Annotated in this window: 16 protein-coding genes; 10 read left to right on the top strand and 6 right to left on the bottom strand. The window is 65.1% G+C overall.

Features of this window, described 5'->3' with window-relative positions:
* Nucleotides 1-83: 83 nt before the first annotated feature.
* On the bottom strand, nucleotides 84-956 hold the full coding sequence (locus K408_RS0118285; RefSeq protein WP_024339693.1) for an SDR family oxidoreductase: 873 nt from the start codon (nucleotides 954-956) through the stop codon (nucleotides 84-86).
* Between the two features lie 106 nt (nucleotides 957-1,062).
* On the opposite strand from K408_RS0118285, the gene K408_RS0118280 reads away from it, so the two are divergent.
* The 5 genes from K408_RS0118280 to ppc all read left to right on the top strand — a co-directional run bounded on the left by K408_RS0118280 (nucleotide 1,063) and on the right by ppc (nucleotide 7,897).
* Nucleotides 1,063-1,872: a crotonase/enoyl-CoA hydratase family protein gene (locus K408_RS0118280; protein WP_024339694.1), complete on the top strand. Its 810-nt coding sequence runs from the start codon at nucleotides 1,063-1,065 to the stop codon at nucleotides 1,870-1,872.
* Between the two features lie 134 nt (nucleotides 1,873-2,006).
* Nucleotides 2,007-3,551, top strand: coding sequence for an acyl-CoA synthetase (locus K408_RS0118275; protein WP_024339695.1), 1,545 nt, complete (start codon nucleotides 2,007-2,009; stop codon nucleotides 3,549-3,551).
* Nucleotides 3,552-3,661: 110 nt separating this feature from the next.
* The gene (locus K408_RS0118270; RefSeq protein WP_024339696.1) at nucleotides 3,662-4,456 is read left to right on the top strand and encodes an enoyl-CoA hydratase/isomerase family protein; all 795 of its coding nucleotides are present in this window, start codon (nucleotides 3,662-3,664) and stop codon (nucleotides 4,454-4,456) included.
* 110 nt (nucleotides 4,457-4,566) lie between these two features.
* Nucleotides 4,567-4,971 (top strand): YccF domain-containing protein, encoded by a 405-nt coding sequence (locus K408_RS0118265; RefSeq protein ID WP_024339697.1) that lies wholly within the window; start codon nucleotides 4,567-4,569, stop codon nucleotides 4,969-4,971.
* Nucleotides 4,972-5,098: 127 nt separating this feature from the next.
* Nucleotides 5,099-7,897: a phosphoenolpyruvate carboxylase gene (gene ppc, locus K408_RS0118260; protein ID WP_024339698.1), complete on the top strand. Its 2,799-nt coding sequence runs from the start codon at nucleotides 5,099-5,101 to the stop codon at nucleotides 7,895-7,897.
* A 69-nt stretch (nucleotides 7,898-7,966) separates the two neighbouring features.
* On the opposite strand, the gene K408_RS0118255 is transcribed toward ppc, so the two are convergent.
* The 4 genes from K408_RS0118255 to K408_RS0118240 form a co-directional block, all read right to left on the bottom strand.
* Nucleotides 7,967-9,079, bottom strand: a complete 1,113-nt coding sequence (locus K408_RS0118255; protein WP_024339699.1) for an SMP-30/gluconolactonase/LRE family protein — start codon at nucleotides 9,077-9,079, stop codon at nucleotides 7,967-7,969.
* 126 nt (nucleotides 9,080-9,205) lie between these two features.
* Nucleotides 9,206-10,120, bottom strand: coding sequence for an SDR family NAD(P)-dependent oxidoreductase (locus K408_RS0118250; protein WP_024339700.1), 915 nt, complete (start codon nucleotides 10,118-10,120; stop codon nucleotides 9,206-9,208).
* A 136-nt stretch (nucleotides 10,121-10,256) separates the two neighbouring features.
* Complete coding sequence (locus tag K408_RS0118245; protein WP_024339701.1) at nucleotides 10,257-11,396, bottom strand: thiolase C-terminal domain-containing protein; 1,140 nt, start codon at nucleotides 11,394-11,396, stop codon at nucleotides 10,257-10,259.
* 3 nt (nucleotides 11,397-11,399) lie between these two features.
* The gene (locus K408_RS0118240; protein WP_024339702.1) at nucleotides 11,400-11,813 is read right to left on the bottom strand and encodes a Zn-ribbon domain-containing OB-fold protein; all 414 of its coding nucleotides are present in this window, start codon (nucleotides 11,811-11,813) and stop codon (nucleotides 11,400-11,402) included.
* Between the two features lie 178 nt (nucleotides 11,814-11,991).
* Here K408_RS0118240 and K408_RS0118235 point away from each other — a divergent pair, with 178 nt between their 5' ends.
* The 5 genes from K408_RS0118235 (at nucleotide 11,992) to K408_RS0118215 (ending at nucleotide 17,006) form a co-directional block, all read left to right on the top strand.
* Entirely contained in the window at nucleotides 11,992-13,341 is a 1,350-nt protein-coding gene (locus K408_RS0118235) for an amidase (RefSeq protein WP_024339703.1), read from the top strand.
* On the top strand, nucleotides 13,334-14,020 hold the full coding sequence (locus tag K408_RS0118230; RefSeq protein ID WP_024339704.1) for a DUF2848 domain-containing protein: 687 nt from the start codon (nucleotides 13,334-13,336) through the stop codon (nucleotides 14,018-14,020). The genes K408_RS0118235 and K408_RS0118230 overlap by 8 nt, the downstream gene beginning before the upstream one ends.
* A 281-nt stretch (nucleotides 14,021-14,301) precedes the next feature.
* Nucleotides 14,302-15,048 carry a 2OG-Fe(II) oxygenase gene (locus tag K408_RS0118225; RefSeq protein ID WP_024339705.1) on the top strand — a complete coding sequence of 249 codons (747 nt, stop codon included), beginning with the start codon at nucleotides 14,302-14,304 and terminating at the stop codon, nucleotides 15,046-15,048.
* Nucleotides 15,049-15,057: 9 nt separating this feature from the next.
* Complete coding sequence (gene alkB / locus K408_RS0118220; RefSeq protein ID WP_024339706.1) at nucleotides 15,058-15,711, top strand: DNA oxidative demethylase AlkB; 654 nt, start codon at nucleotides 15,058-15,060, stop codon at nucleotides 15,709-15,711.
* Nucleotides 15,712-15,764: 53 nt separating this feature from the next.
* Nucleotides 15,765-17,006 (top strand): MFS transporter, encoded by a 1,242-nt coding sequence (locus K408_RS0118215; RefSeq protein WP_024339707.1) that lies wholly within the window; start codon nucleotides 15,765-15,767, stop codon nucleotides 17,004-17,006.
* Here K408_RS0118215 and K408_RS0118210 read toward each other — a convergent pair.
* Nucleotides 16,984-18,612 carry a thiamine pyrophosphate-dependent enzyme gene (locus tag K408_RS0118210; protein WP_024339708.1) on the bottom strand — a complete coding sequence of 543 codons (1,629 nt, stop codon included), beginning with the start codon at nucleotides 18,610-18,612 and terminating at the stop codon, nucleotides 16,984-16,986. The genes K408_RS0118215 and K408_RS0118210 overlap by 23 nt on opposite strands.
* Nucleotides 18,613-18,629 lie beyond the last annotated feature (17 nt).

The following is an 18,629-nucleotide window of genomic DNA, read 5'->3' as shown; positions in this document are numbered from 1 at the left end:
ATGCCGTGGCTTTGTGGCCCGGATGCGGCGCACCACGCCGCAAGTGCGGCGCGCTGCACTCCGTCCGGGGCACGCGGCAGCAATTATCCCCGCTTCGCCCGGTCCTTCTCGTTCTGCGCCATGATGCTGTCGCGCGCGGTCTTCCAGTCGTCGTCGCTCCAGTCGCGGAGCTGGTAGAAATTTCCGCCCATGGCGAGCGCTTGGGCGCCGTCCATGGCAACGGTCTCGCCGTTGATCCAGTCGCAGCCGCCGGAGATCAGGAACACTGCGAGGTTCTGCAGTTCCTCCATCGTGCCGACCCGGCCCATCGGATTCATCGCCTTGGTGCGCGCGCCAGCTTCGTCTCCCGGCTTGATGCGCTTGCTCATGCCTTCTGTCGGGATCTCGCCCGGCGCGATAGTGTTGAGGCGGATGCCGTAGCGGCCCCATTCGGTCGCGAGCGACATCGTCATCGCGTGGATCGCCGACTTGCTCATCGCCGACGGCACCACGTAAGGCGAGCCGTTGCGCACCCAGGTCACCGTGATCGAAACGACATTGCCAGGCTGCTTCAAGGCGATCCACCGCTTGCCGATCGCGTGCGTCACGTAGAACGTGCCGTGCATGACGATGTTGGCGACCGCATCGAAGCCGCGCGGCGACAGCTCTTCGGTGCGAGAGATGAAATTGCCGGCCGCATTGTTGATGAGATCGGTGAGGGGACCCTCGCGAAAGATGTTCTCGACCATCTCCTCGACCGCGAGCGCGTTGCGGATGTCGACGCCGTGGCTGGTAACGCGGCCGCCGTAGAGGTCCATCAGCTCGATCGCGGTCTCGTCGCAGACGACCTTGCGCCGGCCGCAGATGTGCACCTCGGCGCCGAGCTGGAGAAAGCGCGCCGCCATCGACTTGCCGAGCCCGGTGCCGCCGCCGGTCACGAGAATGCGCCGGCCGGCGAGAAGATTTTCCTTGAACATGGCTGTTTCCCCCGTAGGGATTGTCAGTTAATTGGTCGATTGACTAAATCCGGCTGTCAGCGTCCTGTAAAGCGGCAACTGGTCAAGAACAGGGGAGAATTCGTCCATGGAAGATCGCGTCTCGATCTCGATCTCGGAAGGCGTCGCCGACGTGCGCCTGATGCGCGCGGACAAGATGAACGCGCTGGATCAGGCCATGTTCGAAGCCCTCGTCGCTGCAACGGACCGGCTTTCGAAGGAAAAAGGCGTGCGCGCCGTCGTCCTGTCGGGCGAGGGCCGCGCCTTCTGTGCCGGGCTCGACATGGGGCGTTTTGCCGCCATGAAGGAGAAGGGCGGCAACGGAATTCCGGGCGGCGAAAATCGCGATCTCACCAAGCGCACGCACGGCCAGGCCAACTTCCCGCAACAGGCGGTATGGGGCTGGCGCCAGCTCCCGGTGCCGGTCATCGCGGCCGTGCACGGCGTCGCCTTCGGCGGCGGCTTCCAGCTCTCGCTCGGCGCCGACATGCGCTTCCTCAGTTCAGATGCGCGGATGTCGATCATGGAGATCAAATGGGGCCTAGTCCCTGATATGGCGGGCACGCCAATCCTTGCCTCGCTCGTGCGCGACGACATCCTGCGCGATCTGACCTACACAGGGCGCATCTTTTCCGCGCAGGAGGCGATGACGTACGGCCTCGCCACCCGCATCTGCGACGACCCGCGCGCTGCGGCGCTGGAAGTCGCGCGCGAGATCGCCGGCAAGAGCCCCGATGCGATCCGCGCGGTCAAGCGGATGCTGAACAACCTCTCGGTCGATCCGGGGCCGGCGTTGCTCGCCGAGTCCGTCGAGCAGCAGAAACTGATCGGCAGCCCGAACCAGACCGAAGCGGTGCGCGCCAACCTGGAGAAGCGCGCGCCGAATTTTGCGGATTAGCAGCTGCCGTCGTTCCGGGGCGATGCGAAGCATCGAACCCGGAACCTCGATATTCCCCGGTGCGCAATTGCGCACCTGAGGTCTGGTCCTTCGGCCATCCGGAATGACGAACACAACAACAAAGAAAAACAACAATGAGCGAAACGTCCCCCTTCCTCGGCATCGTCTCCGGCGACCGCCGCCGCAGCCATTCAGAGGTCGCCGACCGCGCTGACCGCATCGCCGCCGGCCTCGCCAAGCTCGGCGTCAAGCCGGGCGGTTGCGTCTGTATGCTGATGCGCAACGACATCGCGTTCCTGGAAGCCGCCTACGCCGCAATGCGGCTCGGGGCCTATGGCGTTCCGATCAACTGGCACTTCAAGCCTGAGGAGATCAGCTACATCCTCGGCGATACCGGCACGTCCGTGCTGATCGGACACGCCGACATGCTGCATGCCCTGCGTGATGCGATTCCCAACGGCGTCACCGTGCTCAGCGTTCCGACGCCGCCGGAGATCCTGGCCAACTACAAGATCGATCCCGGTCATTTGGCGACGCCGGACTTTGCGATCGACCTCGAATCCTGGCTTGCGCAGCACCAGCCCTATGACGGTCCGGTCGTGCCGCAGCCGATGAACATGATCTACACCTCGGGCACGACTGGGCATCCCAAGGGCGTTCGCCGCAACGCGCCGACGCCGGAGCAGCAGGCCGCCGGCGAGCGCATGCGCGCGATGATCTATGGGCTAAAGCCCGGCGCCCGCGCGCTGCTGCCGGGTCCGCTCTATCACTCCGCGCCGAACTCCTTCGGCATCCGCGCCGGCAAGCTCGGCGGCGCGCTGGTGCTGATGCCGCGCTTCGAGGCCGAGGAATTTCTGCAAGCGATCGAGCGTTACAGGATCGACACCATCTTCATGGTGCCGACCATGTTCATCCGCCTGATGAAGCTGCCGGAAGCGGTCCGCAAGAAATACGACGTCTCTTCGCTGCGCCACGTCATCCATGCCGCCGCGCCATGCCCGGCCGACGTCAAGCGCGCCATGATCGAATGGTGGGGGCCGGTGATCTACGAGTTCTACGGCTCGACCGAATCCAGCGCCGTCACCTTCGCCACCTCAGAGGACGCGCTGAAGAAGCCCGGCACCGTCGGCAAGATTTCGCCGGGCGCCGAGCTGCGGTTCATCGGCGAGGATGGCCGCGTGCTGGGGGTCGGCGAGATCGGCGAGATCTATTCCCGCATGGGCGAGCTTGCCGATTTCACCTACCACAACAAGCCGGAGAAACGCGCCGAGATCGAGCGCGACGGCTTCATCACCTCCGGTGATGTCGGCTATATCGACGAAGACGGCTACGTCTTCATCTGCGACCGCAAGCGCGACATGGTGATATCAGGCGGCGTCAACATTTATCCGGCGGAGATCGAATCCGTGCTGCATGCGGTGCCCGGCGTGCATGATTGCGCGGTGTTCGGCATCCCCGATGCCGAGTTCGGCGAGGCGCTGATGGCCGTGGTGGAGCCGCAAGTGGGTGTCACGCTCGACGCCGCCGGCGTCCGTGCCGCGCTCAAGGCGCATCTGGCGGATTACAAGATACCCAAGCACATCGAGATCCGCTCAGGACTGCCCCGCGAGGATTCCGGCAAGATCTTCAAGCGTCGCCTGCGCGATCCCTATTGGGAGCAGGCGGGGCGGAAGATTTGACGGCCTTGTAGCCTGGATGGAGCGAAGCGAAATCCGGGGCGGTGCTTGCGGTGAGAACCCCGGATTGCGCTTCGCTCCATCCGGGCTACGTGCACAGGGATGGAATGATCATGACCGACGCCGCCAACGAAGTCCTCTACACCGTCGCCGACCACATCGCGACCATCACGCTCAATGCGCCGGAGCGGATGAATACTATTTCCGGCCCGATGCTGAACGATCTGGCGCGGTTACTCACTGAAGCCAATGAGGACCAGAACGTTCGCGTCGTGATCCTCACCGGCAAGGGCAGGGCGTTTTGCGCCGGGCTCGATCTGCGCAAGGAGCGCGACGGCAACGGCCTCAGCGCGGCGTCTTCGTCGACCACGATCAACCTCCGGAACACGCCGCCGACGGTGTTGCAGGCCATGGACAAGCCGACCATCTGCGCCGTCAACGGCGGCGCCGCCGGCTATGGAATGGATACCGCGCTCGGCTGCGACATCCGCATCATGGCGGAATCCGCCAAGCTCGCCGCCGCCTTCGTCAAGCGCGGCGTGGTGCCGGAATCCGGCGGCACCTGGCTGCTGCCGCGCATGCTCGGCTGGGCCAAGGCCTCCGAGCTGATCTTCACCGGGCGCACGCTGAGCGCCCGCGAGTGCCTCGACTGGGGCCTCGCCAACGAGGTCGTGCCGGATGCCGAGCTGATGAGCCGCACCACTGCGATCGCCCGCGAAATCGCTGCGAACGCGCCGCTCGCGGTGCAGGCCTCCAAGCGCATGATGCGCATGGGCCTCAATGAGAATTTCCACGACCATGTCCACCACGTCTATCTCCAGCTCCTGCCGCTGTTCAAAACCCAGGACATGGCCGAAGGCATGAAGGCCTTCATGGAGAAGCGTGAGCCGAAGTTCGAGGGGCGGTAATCGTGACCGTCGCTCGGAAGAGCGAACGCGAAATCCAGGCTACCTTGCCATCTTAGCAGAGACAGATTTCGTGCCTATATGAGCGGCGTCACTGACTTCCGGATCATCCCATGGCTCCCGTCTCCATCCTGCTCAACCTGCTCTGGATCCTCTTCGGCGGCGCCTGGATGGCGTTCGGCTGGGTGATCGCCGCGGTCATCATGGCCATCACCATCATCGGCCTGCCCTGGGCCCGGGCGGCGTTCAACATCGCCGTCTACACGCTGCTGCCGTTCGGCTCGCGGGCGGTCAACCGCTACGAGGTGACCGGCGTCGAGGATATCGGCACCGGCCCGCTGGGGGTGATCGGCAACATCATCTGGTTCGTGCTGGCAGGCTGGTGGCTGGCGCTCGGTCATGTCCTGACGGCGCTGGCGCTTGCCGTGACCATCATCGGCATTCCTTTCGCTTGGGCCCATCTGAAGCTCGCGGGCATCGCGCTCTGGCCGATCGGAAAGGTGATCGTGCCGGCTTGACGACGAGTGCTCCGGCGAGAGCCCACACCCACTGTGCGCCGCCACCAAGTTCATCTTGCACTGCGGTAGAAAAATATCGCACACTCCTTCGGGCCGGGCCGCAAGGGCGCTACCAGGGGAGCGAGCCATGTCCCTCCAGACCATACCTTCCGACACCGCCGAGCCTCGCCCTAACCGCCCCGAAGATGTTCAGGCGATGGAGGCCGATGCGCGGCTGCGGGACGACATCCGCCTGCTCGGGCGCATCCTCGGCGACACCGTGCGCGACCAGGAGGGTGCGGACGTGTTCGATCTCGTCGAGCGCATCCGCCAGACCTCGATTCGGTTCCACCGCGACGAGGATCGACTTGCCCGCCGCGAGCTCGAGCAGATCCTGGACAGCATGTCGATCTCCGAGACGGTGCGCATCGTCCGTGCCTTCAGTTACTTTTCCCACCTCGCCAACATTGCCGAGGACCAGAACAACATCCGCCAGATGCGCGCCCGCGGTGCCGGCAAGAACGGCGGCTCCGGCGTGCTCGCGGAAACGCTGGCCCACGCCAGGGACGCCGGCATCGGCGCGGATGCGCTGCGCAGCTTCTTCAAGTCCGCGCTGGTCAGCCCGGTCCTGACTGCGCACCCGACCGAAGTCCGCCGCAAGAGCACCATGGATCGCGAAATGGAGGTCGCCCGCCTGCTCGACCGCCGCGAGCGCGTGGCGCTGACCGCGGAGGAGCTTGATGCCAGCGATGAGCAGCTTCGCCGCGAGGTGCTGACGCTGTGGCAGACCAACCTGCTCCGCCGGACCAAGCTCACCGTGCTCGACGAGGTCGCCAACGGCCTGTCGTTCTACGACTACACTTTCCTGCGCGAGGTGCCGCGGCTCATCAATACGCTGGAGGACCGTCTGGAGGAGGGCGGCGAGCAGGCGGCCGGTGAGCTCGCCTCGTTCCTGCGCATGGGCAGCTGGATCGGCGGCGACCGCGACGGCAATCCCTTCGTCACCGCCGACGTCATGCGCGGCACGCTGCGGCTGCAGTCGAGCCGGGTGATGCAGTTCTACCTGGAAGAGCTTCACGTGCTCGGCTCGGAACTGTCGATTGCGGCCCATCTCGCCGATGTCTCCGAAGAGCTGCGCACGCTGGCGGAGCGCTCGCCGGACACCTCGCCGCACCGGAGCGGCGAGCCCTATCGTCTCGCCGTGTCGGGCATCTATGCGCGCCTGACCGCGACGGCCGAAAAGCTGGAGGTCGAGATCACGCGCCGGCCGGTCGGCAAGGCCAAGCCCTATGAAAGCGTCAAGGAGTTGCAGGCTGATCTCGATGTGCTGCACCGTTCGCTGATTTCCAACAACGCACGCGTCATCGCTCGGGGCCGGCTGCGGCTGCTGCGGCGCGCGGTGGACTGCTTCGGCTTCCATCTGGCGCGGCTCGACATCCGCCAGAATTCGGCGGTGCACGAACGCACCATCGCCGAGCTGATGGACGCCGCCAATCCCGGCATGTCCTATCTCGCGCTCGGCGAGGACGCGCGCATTTCGCTGCTCACCAACGAGCTGCGCTCGACCCGCGCGCTGGTGTCGCCTTTCGTCAAATACAGCGACGAGACCATGGGCGAGCTCAATGTGTTCCATGCCGCCGCGGAAGCGCATGCGAAGTTCGGCTCGGACGCCATTCCCCAATGCATCATCTCGATGTGCAAGGGCATGTCGGACATGCTCGAGGTGGCCGTGCTCTTGAAGGAGGTCGGCCTCGTCCATCCCTCCGGGCGTAGCGCCATCAACATCGTGCCGCTGTTTGAGACCATCGAGGATCTGCAGGCGTCCAGTGGCATCATGGACCGCATGCTGTCGCTGCACGATTACCGCCGCCTCGTGGACAGCCGCGGCAGCGTGCAGGAGGTCATGCTCGGCTATTCCGACTCGAACAAGGACGGCGGCTTCGTCACCTCGGGCTGGGAGCTGTACAAGGCCGAGATCAACCTCGTCGAAGTGTTCGAGCGCCATCACGTGCGGCTGCGCCTGTTCCATGGCCGTGGCGGCTCGGTCGGACGCGGCGGCGGGCCCAGCTATGACGCTATCATCGCGCAGCCCGGCGGCGCGGTGAACGGCCAGATCCGCATCACCGAACAGGGCGAGATCATCTCGTCGAAATATTCCAACGCCGAGGTCGGGCGCAACAATCTGGAGATCCTCGCGGCTGCCACGTTGGAGGCAAGTTTGCTGCATCCGCGCCAAAGCGCGCCGCGCAGCGAATATCTGACCGCCATGGACGAGTTGTCGAACCTTGCTTTCAAGGCCTATCGAAGTCTCGTCTACGAGACAGACGGCTTCGTCGATTATTTCTGGTCATCGACCGTCATCAACGAAATCGCGACGCTCAACATCGGCAGCCGTCCGGCCTCGCGCAAGAAGACCCGCGCGATCGAGGATCTGCGCGCGATTCCCTGGGTGTTCTCCTGGGCGCAATGCCGATTGATGCTGCCGGGCTGGTATGGCTTCGGCAGCGCGGTCGAGCAGTGGATCGCGGAACATCCGCAACAGGGCATGCCGTTCCTCAAGGAACTCTACAGGGAGTGGCCGTTCTTCCGCATGCTGCTGTCGAACATGGACATGGTGCTGGCCAAAAGCTCGATCGCGATCGCCTCGCGCTATGCCGAGCTGGTGCCCGACGAGGCGTTGCGCGAAAAGATCTTCGGCCGCATCCGCCGCGAATGGCACGCCTCGATCGAGAGCCTGCTCGACATCATGGGGCAGGACCGCCTGCTTCAGAGCAACCCGCTGCTGGAGCGCTCGGTGCGCCACCGCTTCCCTTATCTCGACCCGCTCAACCACGTTCAGGTCGAGCTCTTGAAAGAGCATCGCGCCCAGAACCCGGACGAGCAGGTGCTGCGCGGGATCCAGCTGACGATCAACGGCATTTCGGCGGGGCTCAGGAATACGGGTTAGGAGCGAGTTGCAAATAGTGAGTAGCGAATAGAGCTCTGTTCGCCATTCGCCACCCACTATTCGCTTGTCTCAACAGAAATGCGCGCCCTGCGTCTCCACATAGACCGCGTAGAGCGACTGGCTCGCGGTCATGAACAGGCGGTTGCGCTTCTTGCCGCCGAAGCAGACATTGGCGCAGGTCTCCGGCAACAGGATCTGCCCGATCCGCGCTCCGTCGGTCGGCGCGAACACCTGCACGCCGTCGTAGCCGGGTCCGACCCAACCGGCGCCGACCCAGATATTGCCCTCCGTGTCGACGCGAAGGCCGTCCGGAAAGCCTGATTTGCCGTCGAGCTTCATGTCGATCAACTTCTTCGCGTTCGACAGCTTCGGGCCGTCGACGTCATAGGACCACACCACGTTCTCCGCTTGCGGATAATGCGTGACGCCGGTGTCACAGACATAGAGCTTCCTGTAATCGTGGCTGAAGGCGATGCCATTCGGCTTGAATGGCTCGTCCGCGACCTTCGCGACCTGCCCGGTCTGCGTGTCCAGGCGATAGACGGCTTCCTTCTGATGGGGCTGGGGCGAGCCGGTCTTGGCGAGCTTGCCTTCATAGATGCTGATCGCTCCATATCCAGGATCGGTGAACCAGATCGCCTTGTCGTTGGGATGCACCACCATGTCGTTCGGCCCGTTGAGCGGCTTGCCGTTCGCCTGCTCGGCGAGCGGGGTCACCGAGCCGTCATGCTCGAAGCGGACGAGGCGGGTGCGCTCGGCGGTGAGCTGACGGCCCTCGGTATCGAACGAGTTGCCGTTGGACTCATTCGACGGTTTACGGAACTGCTCGGAGATGTGGCCGTCGTCGTCGAGATAGCGGAGTTGCCGGTTGGCGGGGATGTCGCTCCAGACGAGATATTGTCCCTGCGCGTTCCACGCCGGCCCTTCCGCCCAAAGGCAGCCGGTGTAGAGCCGCTTGATCGCGGTGTTGCCGACCTTGGCCTTGAAGCGTTTGGGGTCGATGACGACGATGTCGGGGTCGGGATAGCGTTGCGGCTCGGCATGGGCGCCGAAGTCGCGGGCATTGGCCTGTGATGCCAGGACAGAGGAGGCGGCGAGTGTTGCCGCGCCCTTGAGGAGGTCGCGACGGCCGAGGCCGCCGGTCGCACGGATGTCCTTGGGGTTGGTCAGTATTCTTGTCATGGTTTCCTCCCATTTCGTTGGGAGGCCACCATCCGCCCGCAATCGGGCATAAAGCGGAGCAATCTCCGGTGAAGACAACCGGAGATCGCAAGGCAGGAATGTCTGAAATGCGGCTGGACGAGATCCTTACACGGGATCCCAGGTGAAGATGTCGGCCGAACGATCCAGCTTGTAGAACGAACCCTTCAGCGCCGGCATGCCGTGTTCCGCGATCGATTGCGGCGTCCAGCCTTCGCTCCGCTGCACCGAGCGGATCGGGCGGTTCTGGCTGAACAGGAAGATCTCGTTCATGCGCACGCCGAAGATCTGGCCGGTGACGTCCTTGGCGGAATCGCCGAGCAGATAGCCGCAGAGCGGAGCGATCTTCTCCGGCCCCATCTGCTTGATCTTCTCGACGCGGGCCTTCTCCGCTTCCGTCTCGGTCGGGATGGTGCCGATCATGCGCGTCCAGGCGAAGGGCGAGACGCAGTTGGAGCGGACGTTGAAGCGGCCCATGTCAAGCGCGATCGACTTGGAGAGACCGACAATACCGAGCTTGGCGGCGGCGTAGTTGGCCTGGCCGAAATTGCCGATCAGGCCCGAGGTCGAGGTGAAGTGCACGAACGAGCCCGACTCCTGCTCCCGGAAGATACGTGCCGCGGCATGGCTGACATAGAACGAGCCCATCAGGTGCACCTTGATGACCGCTTCGAACGCCTCCACGCTCATCTTGTGGAAAATCATGTCGCGCAGGATGCCGGCATTGTTGACGACTCCGTCGAGCCGGCCGAAATGATCGGTGGCGGTCTTCACGATCTTGCTCGCAGGAACCGCTTCCGCCACCGACTCGAAGTTGGCGACGGCCATGCCGCCGCGCTTCCTGATCTCCTCGACCACCTCTTCGGCGGGCGCTGCGTTCGCGCCGGCACCGTCGGCCGCGCCGCCGGGATCGTTGACCACGACCTTGGCGCCTTCGCCTGCGCAAAGCAGCGCGATCTCGCGCCCGATGCCGCGGCCCGCGCCGGTGACGATGATGACCTTGTCTTGCAGTGATTTCGACATGCTAGCCTCTCAATGTTGTCTTCGCGGCCGCGGCCAACCCAGTCCGTCACGCGCGGGCTTGACCCGCGTATCCATCTTCAGAAGATGGATTGCCGGGTCAAGCCCGGCAATGACAAGCATGTGTTGTTGGCGCCGCTTACCTCTCGTTCGTAAACACGATCGTGCCACTCGCGGCGAACATGCCGCCTACGCCGTGGCACACCGAAATCTTCGCATTCGGCACCTGCGCGGGCGCGATGCCGCGCATCTGGCGCACGCTCTCCTGCAGCGCGTACATGCCGTACATGCCCGAATGCATGTAGCTCAAGCCCCCGCCATTGGTGTTGAGCGGCAGCTTAGCCCCGGGCCGCGTATTGCCGTCGGCGATGAACTGGCCGGTCTCTTCATACGGCATGAAGCCGAGATCCCCGAGGCCGAACAGCGGCAGATGCGCAAACGCATCGTAGATCATGAGATGATCGACGTCCTTGTGCGCGATGCCGGCCTCCTTGAATGCCAAAGGCCCTGCGACCTTGAACGCGCGCGAGGAATTGAAGGTCTCCATCTGGCTGACCATCGGCGTCTCCACGCTCTCGCCGGTGCCCATGATGTAGACGGGCTTGCGCGGAAAGTCCTTGGCGCGGTCGGCCGAGGTCAGGATCAGCGCGCCGCCGCCGTCAGTGACGAGGCAGCACTGCAGGAGCCGGAATGGATAGGCGATCATGCGCGAGTTGAGCACGTCGGCGACCGTGATCGGGTCCTTCATCATCGCGCGCGGATTTTTCGCGGCCCATTCCCGCTGCACCACCGCCACTGACGCCAGCTGCTCGTGCGTAATCCCGTAGGTCTTCATGAAGCGCAGCACGGGAATCGGGAACATGCTGGGCGGGCCGTAGACGCCGTAGGGCGCCTCGAACTGACCTTGCAGGCTGTCGGCAGGGATCGAGCGCGGCGCCTTGCCGATCATCGACTTGCCACTCTCGGCATGGGTGATCAGCACGGTCTTGCACAGGCCCGCCTCGATTGCCGCTGCGGCATGGCGGACGTGCAGCATGAACGAGCAGCCGCCGACCGAGGTGCCGTCCACCCAGGTCGGCTTGATGCCGAGATAGTGGCAGACCTGCTGCGGCGTCTCGACCGCAGTGGCAAAGCCGTCGATGTCGGACAGTTTCAGCCCGGCGTCGGCAATGGCGTTGAGCGCGGCGTCCGCATGGAGCTGGAGCTGCGAGGCGTTCGGAATGACGCCGAGCTCGGTGGTCTCGGCCGCGCCGACGACGGCAACCTGGTTCTTGCGCATGGCTTATCCCTTGGCCGGACGGAAGACGGGCAGGGTGATCTTGTCGTCGAGCTCCTGGAACGCGACCTCGAGCTTCATGTCGAGCTCGAGCGCCTCCGGCGTCTGCGGACAGTCGATGATGTTGCTCATCATTCGCGGACCCTCCTCGAGCTCGACCACCGCGATCGCGTAAGGCGGCGTGAAGCCGGGCGCGGCGGGGCGGTGGTTGATCACGTAACTGTAGAGAAAACCCTTGCCGCTCGCCTTGAAGACCGAGACCTTGCGCGAGGCGCAGGATGGGCAGAACGGACGCGGCGGGAAGTACACATGCGCGCAGGCGTCGCAGCGCTGCAGGCGCAATTCGCCAGCTTTCGTGCCATCCCAGAAATGCTGGGTCTCCGGCGTCGGTTTCGGTCGCGCGCGCTGCGGTTCGGCCATATTGGCGTCTCCTCCCAAAGGACAGGCCTCGCGCCCGCCTGTTTCGAACTTGATGCGACAATCGACCATCGCGCGTCAACGGTCCAGCAATGCGCATGCATGCCATCATGCGCACAATGCTTGTGTCGAACTGAGGCAGCGCTATAGATTGCGCGCGCCAATATTCCGTGAGACAGACATGCCCGATTTTCCGACACTGGCGAAGCTCGCCGAAGACCTCGAAAGCGGCCGCACGACCGCACGCAAGCTGGTCGAGGCGTGCATCGCCAGGATCGCCGACCCCGCCGGCGAAGGGCAGCGCACCTTCATCCATGTCGACAACGACGCCGCCCTTGCGGCCGCCGACGCGATGGACGCCTTGCGGAGGGCCAAGGCGGCGCCGTCGCCCTATGCCGGGATTCCGATCTCGATCAAGGATCTCTTCGACATCAAGGGGCAGGTGACACGCGCGGGGTCCCGCGCCCTCGACGATTCCCCGCCGGCCGAGCAGGATGCCGCGACGGTGGCGCGGCTGCGCCGGGCCGGCTTCGTCGTGATCGGCCGCACCAACATGACCGAGTTCGCCTATTCCGGCATCGGCATCAACCCGCATTATGGCACGCCGAAGGGGGTCTGGAACCGGGCCGAGGGCCATGTGCCCGGCGGCTCGTCCTCGGGCGCGGCGGTGTCCGTGCTCGACGGCATGGCGCATGCTGCGCTCGGCACCGATACCGGCGGCTCCTGCCGGATTCCCGCCGCCTTCAACGGGATTGTCGGCTACAAGCCGACGCAGCGCCGCGTGCCGCTCGATGGCTCCGTGCCGCTCTCGTTTTCGCTCGACAGCATCGGGCCGCTGGCGCGATCGGTCAGCTGCTGTGCCATTTTGGATGCCGTCCTCGCGAACGAGCCGATCAGCGCGCTCAGGCCGCGGCCGGTGAAAGGCATGCGGCTTGCGGTCCCGACCACGATCGCGCTCGACGACCTCGATACTGAGGTCGCCGCGACCTTCGAACGCGCGCTGAAATCGCTCGCCGATCACGGTGCGATCATCGAGCGCATCGAGATGGCCGAATTCCACGACATCGGCCCGATGAACGCCAAGGGCGGCTTCGCGGCGTCCGAGAGCTATGCCTGGCATCGCTATCTCATCACGTCTAAGGGCGACGTCTACGATCCCAGGGTCTCGGTGCGGATCATGCGCGGCGAGGCACAGAGCGCCGCCGACTACATTGATCTCCTCAATGAGCGCCGTTCTCTGATCGCCCGCGTCAACGCGCGCGTCGCGCCCTATGACGCGCTGGTGCTGCCGACCACACCCAACACGCCGCCGAAAATCGCCGACCTCGCCGACGATCAGGCATTCACCCGCGAAAATATCCGCGCCTTGCGCAATTGCAGCCTGATCAATCTGATCGACGGCTGCGCCATCTCGCTGCCCTGTCATCGCGACGGCGATGTTCCCGTCGGACTGATGCTGGCCGGCGCCGGCGGCTCCGACCGCCGCATCTTCGAACTTGCTGCCGGCATGGAGACCGTCATCCGTGTTTGATCTCACCTTCACCATCGACGCGCAGGGCACCACCACGCCGCTGACGCTGGCGATCGACCAGGCCGTCATAGCGGGTTGGACCGGACGCGATCCCGTGGCCCGCGACAAGCACATCGCTGAACTCGAAGCCGTCGGCATCGCACGTCCGGCCTCGACGCCGATCTACTACCGCTGCTCGGCGCGGCGGCTAACCCAGGAGGACGTCATCGAGGTCTGCGGCGGCGATTCCTCCGGCGAGGTCGAGTTCGTGCTGATCGGCTGGCAGGGCCGCATTTTCGTCGGTTGCGGCTCCGATCACACCGACCGCAAGGTCGAGGCCTACAACGTCACGGTCTCCAAGCAGATGTGCGACAAGCCGATCGCCTCGACGCTGTGGGAGATCGAAGACGTCATCACCCATTGGGACAAGATGATCCTGCGGTCCTACGCCACAATCAATGGCGAGCGCGTGCTCTACCAGGAGGGCACGCTGGACGCGATGCTGCCGGTCGACGATCTCATCGCGCGCGGCTTTGACGGCGGCAAGCTGCCCGATGGCTGCGCCATGTTCGGCGGCACCTTCGCGGCGAAAGGCGGCATCCGTCCCGCCGACCGATTCGACTTCGAGCTGGAAGACCCCGTGCTGAGGCGCACGATCAGGCACGGCTACGACGTGGTGACGCTCCCGGTGCGGGGCTGAGCCGTTTCACCCGTCATTGCGAGGAGCGCAGCGACCAAGCAATCCGGACCGGTGGCGCAGCGGATACTGGGTTGCTTCGCTGCGCTCGCTATGACGGCGAGGGGCATCGGAAATCGGGTGGTTGTTGCCCTCGGTATCTGCCACACCCCCATCCGTCATTCCGGGGCGCGCCCCTTGGGCGCGGACCCGGACTCCATCGAACGCACACTCGGTGGATGAATGGATTTCGTGTTCGCGCATCGTCGCGTCGCGGAATGACGGAAGTGGAGAAGGTCGTCGCCATGGCAATTGCGAAACGTGTTCCCGCTGCCGATGCGGCGACTGACATCACCGCCCACGTCGACACCCTCGACTGGTCCCGGATCACCGGCGAACTCGACGTCCAAGGCTGCGCGGTCTTGAAGGGCTTGCTCACGCCGGACCAGTGCCGCGCCGTCGCCGCACTTTACCCGCAGGACACGCACTTCCGCAGCCGTATCGTCATGGGCCGCCATGGTTTTGGCCGCGGCGAGTACAAGTACTTCTCCTATCCGCTGCCCGAGCTGATCGCGCAGCTCCGCCCGGCGCTCTATGCGCATCTGCAAGGCGTCGCTAATCGCTGGAACGAGGCGATGGGGATCGACATCCGCTATCCCGTCACGCCCGCCGCATTCCTGAAGCGCTGCCACGACGCCGGGCAGGCGCGGCCGACGCCGCTGCTGTTGCAATATGAGGCCGGCGACTACAATTGCCTGCATCAGGACCTCTATGGCGAGCACGTGTTCCCGCTCCAGGTCGCGATCCTGCTGTCCGAACCCGGGCGCGATTTCACGGGCGGCGAGTTCGTGCTGACCGAGCAGCGGCCCCGCATGCAATCGCGTGCGGAGGTCGTGCCGCTGGGGCAGGGCGATGCGGTCGCCTTCGCCGTGCATCACCGCCCGGTGCAGGGGACACGCGGCACCTACCGCGTTAATCTGCGCCATGGCGTCAGCCGTATCAGGTCCGGCCAGCGCCATACGCTGGGGATGATCTTTCACGATGCGAAATGAGCGCTGCGATTGACAGGTGATCTGTTCGACAGTGTTGCCGAGGCGCAGCCGTCGCGCGAGGAGATCGCCGACGGCGCCGTGCTGCTGCGCGGCTTCGTCACGCCGATCGAGAGCGAGCTGATCGAAGCGGTGCGCGCCATCGTGGCGCAGTCTCCGTTCCGGCGCATGACCACGCCCGGCGGCCACCAGATGTCGGTGGCGATGACCAATTGCGGCGAGCGCGGCTGGATCACCGATCACACCGGCTATCGTTACGACCCGGTCGATCCGCGCACCGGCGCGCCATGGCCGGCGATGCCGCCTTTGTTCCGCGATCTCGCCCGCCGCGCCGCGGAGCAGGGCGGTTTCGCCGACTTTGCGCCCGATGCCTGCCTCGTCAACCGCTACGAGCCCGGCGCGCGGCTGTCCTTGCATCAGGACAAGGACGAGCTGGATTATTCGGCGCCGATCGTCTCGGTCTCGCTCGGCCTGCCCGCGACCTTCCTGTTCGGCGGCCCGGCGCGCAGCGACAAGCCGCGCCGCTTTCGCCTGGTGCATGGCGACGTGGTGGTCTGGGGCGGCGCCAGCAGGCTCTCCTATCACGGCGTGGCCCCTCTTGCCGATGGCGAGCATTCGCTGCTGGGGCGGAAGCGGCTTAATCTGACCTTCCGCAGGACGCGCTGATCCGTTTCCTCGCAGCCCTTGCTCGTCTAAGCTGGAGACGGGGAGGCGGCGACATGACAACCACACAGCTCTCGGCCGGCACGGGCGCGGCGAATCGGACAGGCCTCTATCTCGCTGCGCTGCAACTGATGTTCACGCTGGGGTGGACGACCTATGTCGTTTATCTGCCGAGACTCGCGGCCGAGGTTGGCATCGCTCCGAGCGCCGTCATCCTCATCCTCATGCTGGACCAAGGCATCTTCACCATTGCCGACACGGCGATGGGTATCGCGGCGGACAAGCTGACGCCCCATGTCGGGCGACTCGGCCTGTTCGTCGGGCTCATGGCTGCGATCTCCTGCGGCGCCTTCGTCGCGCTCCCCTTCGTTGCCGGCGCCGGTCCGGCCGCGCAAGTCTGGTTCATTGCACTGATCGTGATCTGGTCGATCACGTCCTCTGCGCTGCGCGCGCCGCCGCTCACTCTTCTCGGAAAATACCGCGCCAAGCCCCAGGTGCCGTTCCTCGCGGCGCTGGCGATGCTGGGCTACGGCGTCGCCGGCGCGGTCTCGCCCTATCTCGGCGTGGTGCTGCGCGAGCACGACGCAAGGTTGCCCTTCGTCATCTCCAGCTTCGTGCTGCTGCTCACCGCGCTGGCGCTGTCACGGATCGAGTCCGATGTCGCGCAGGATACGCCGCCGCCGACGCCGGCCGAGGCGGCCAAGCCGCTTGGCTTGGTGCCGATCGCCTTCATCGTCGCGATGGTGGCCCTGGCGTTCGGGTATCAACTGCACTTTGCCATGAACAGCGGACCGTCCTATCTGCGCTTTGCCAAGCCCGACGAGCTGCAATGGCTGATGCCGGTATTCTGGATAGGCTTCAACATCGCGATGTTTCCGGCGAGCCTCGTGGTCAAGCATCGCGGCGGCCTTATCGTGATGGGTGCTGCCGGCCTGTTCGGCGCCGCGGCGATCGCAGCGGCCGAATTCGCCGGCAGCCTCAATGTTCTGATCGCCGCACAATTCCTCGCCGGCGCCGCGTGGGGCTGCATGCTGATAAGCGCGGTCTCGGCGGCGCTCGCCATCGGCTCCACCGGCGCAGAAGGCAAGGTGACGGGCCTCGTCTTCTCTGCGCTCGCGCTCGGAACCTTCGCGCGGATGGCAGCGGTTGCCGGCGGCCTGCAGAAGATGCCGGAATACGCGCCGCTGCTGCATTGGGCGCCGATCGCCTGCTGGTCAGTCGCAGGCGCCGGCTTGCTGGTGATTGCAGCCGCGCGCTTGCAGGGCGCTGCTCATATCAAGGCTTCGGCGGGTGGATGAACGCCCAGGGGCTCACTTCCGAATCCCTGGGCACCTCGACCGCAATCAGAGACGGCCCATTGTGGTTGAGGGCCTTCTCTAGCACGGCCTTGAACTGATCCGGCGCGGTGACGCGCGCAGCGGCGACGCCAAAGGACTCCGCGAGCTTGACGAAATCCGGATTGACGAGGTCCGATGCCACCACGCGGCCGTCGAAACGTTCGCGCTGGTCGCGGCGAACATTGCCATAGGCGTTGTTGTTGAACACCAGGGTGACCACGCCGATGTTGAACTGCACCGCGGTCGAAAGCTCCTGCACGCCGAACATGAACCCGCCGTCGCCGGTGATCGCCACCACCGGCTTGTCGGGGTTCGCAACCTTGGCGCCAAGCGCGGTCGGAAAGCCCGAGCCGAGCGTACCCTGATAGCCCGACGTGATGAAGGTGCGCGGCTGGTAAACCGGGAAGCCGTACCAGGAGGCGAAGCCGACCTGCGACAGCTCATCGGTGACGATCGCATTCGCGGGCAACACATCGCGAAGGATTTTGAGGTACGCCATCTGCGGCTGGATGCGCTGGATTTCGGCTTGCGCTGACGCCGTCGCCTCCCGGATTTTCTCCCGTCGGTCGCTGCTCCTCACATAGCCCGCCTTCTTCACGGCCGTCACGAGATCGGCCGTGCCTGCCTTGGCGTCGGCCACAATAGCGGCATCGGAGATAATCCGGCGCATCTCGGCCGGATCAATGTCGATCCGAATGGATTTCAGTCCCGTGGGCTGATACGGCCAGCGGAAGCCAGATGCCGGCAATTCTGCTCGGGTACCGATGGCGATCATCAGGTCAGTCGTGGGCCAGAGCTTGTAGGCGGCGGCCATGGTGAGTCCGAGCTCATGCGCGTTGGAGACGATGCCGCGGCCGCTGCGGAAGGCGACGACAGGCGCATCGATCATCTCGGCAAGCTCGAGGATCTCCTCGCCTGCTTCGATCGCACCGCTGCCGACGAAGATCATCGGCGCCTTGCTGTTCTTGATGAGCGTGGCCGCCTGCTTGATCAAGTCCGGGTCTGGCTGCGGCGCGGGCAGCGGCTCCAGCATTTGGGCTGCCGCCGTATCGGCGCGCTGTGTGAAGACGTCCCAGGGCATCTCGACCGAGGCGGGTCCGCGCCGGCCAGACATCATCTCCTGGAAGGCGCGCGCGACGATCGTCGGCGCATTGCCGGGATATTCGATCCGCTCGGCCCATTTGACATAGGTGCGCAAAGTCGCGAGCTGGTCCGGCATCTCGTGCAGATGGCCGCGGCCCTTGCCGAGGAACTGCGTCGGTACCTGGCCGGTGACGCAGAGCACCGGTTCGTTGCAGCCGAACGCGGTGAGCAGCGCCGCGCTGGCATTGAGCACGCCGGGGCCGGGCACGACACTGAACACGCCGGGCCGGCCGCTGGAACGCGCATAGCCGAATGCCATGTAGCCGCAGGCCTGCTCGTGCCGCGCGCCGATCACCTTGAGCTCGGCCTGGTGGAAAGCGTCGAACAGGCCGTAGACCTGCGCGCCGGGCAGGCCGAATACGGTGTCGACGCCGTGAGCAACAAGCCCGCTTACGATCGCTTCGCCGCCGGTGAGGGTGGTCATTGCATCATTCCACTTCG

The organism is Bradyrhizobium sp. in8p8 (assembly GCF_000426845.1).
GTDB lineage: Bacteria > Pseudomonadota > Alphaproteobacteria > Rhizobiales > Xanthobacteraceae > Bradyrhizobium > Bradyrhizobium japonicum_C.
This window is presented reverse-complemented; position numbering and strand designations above follow the sequence as displayed.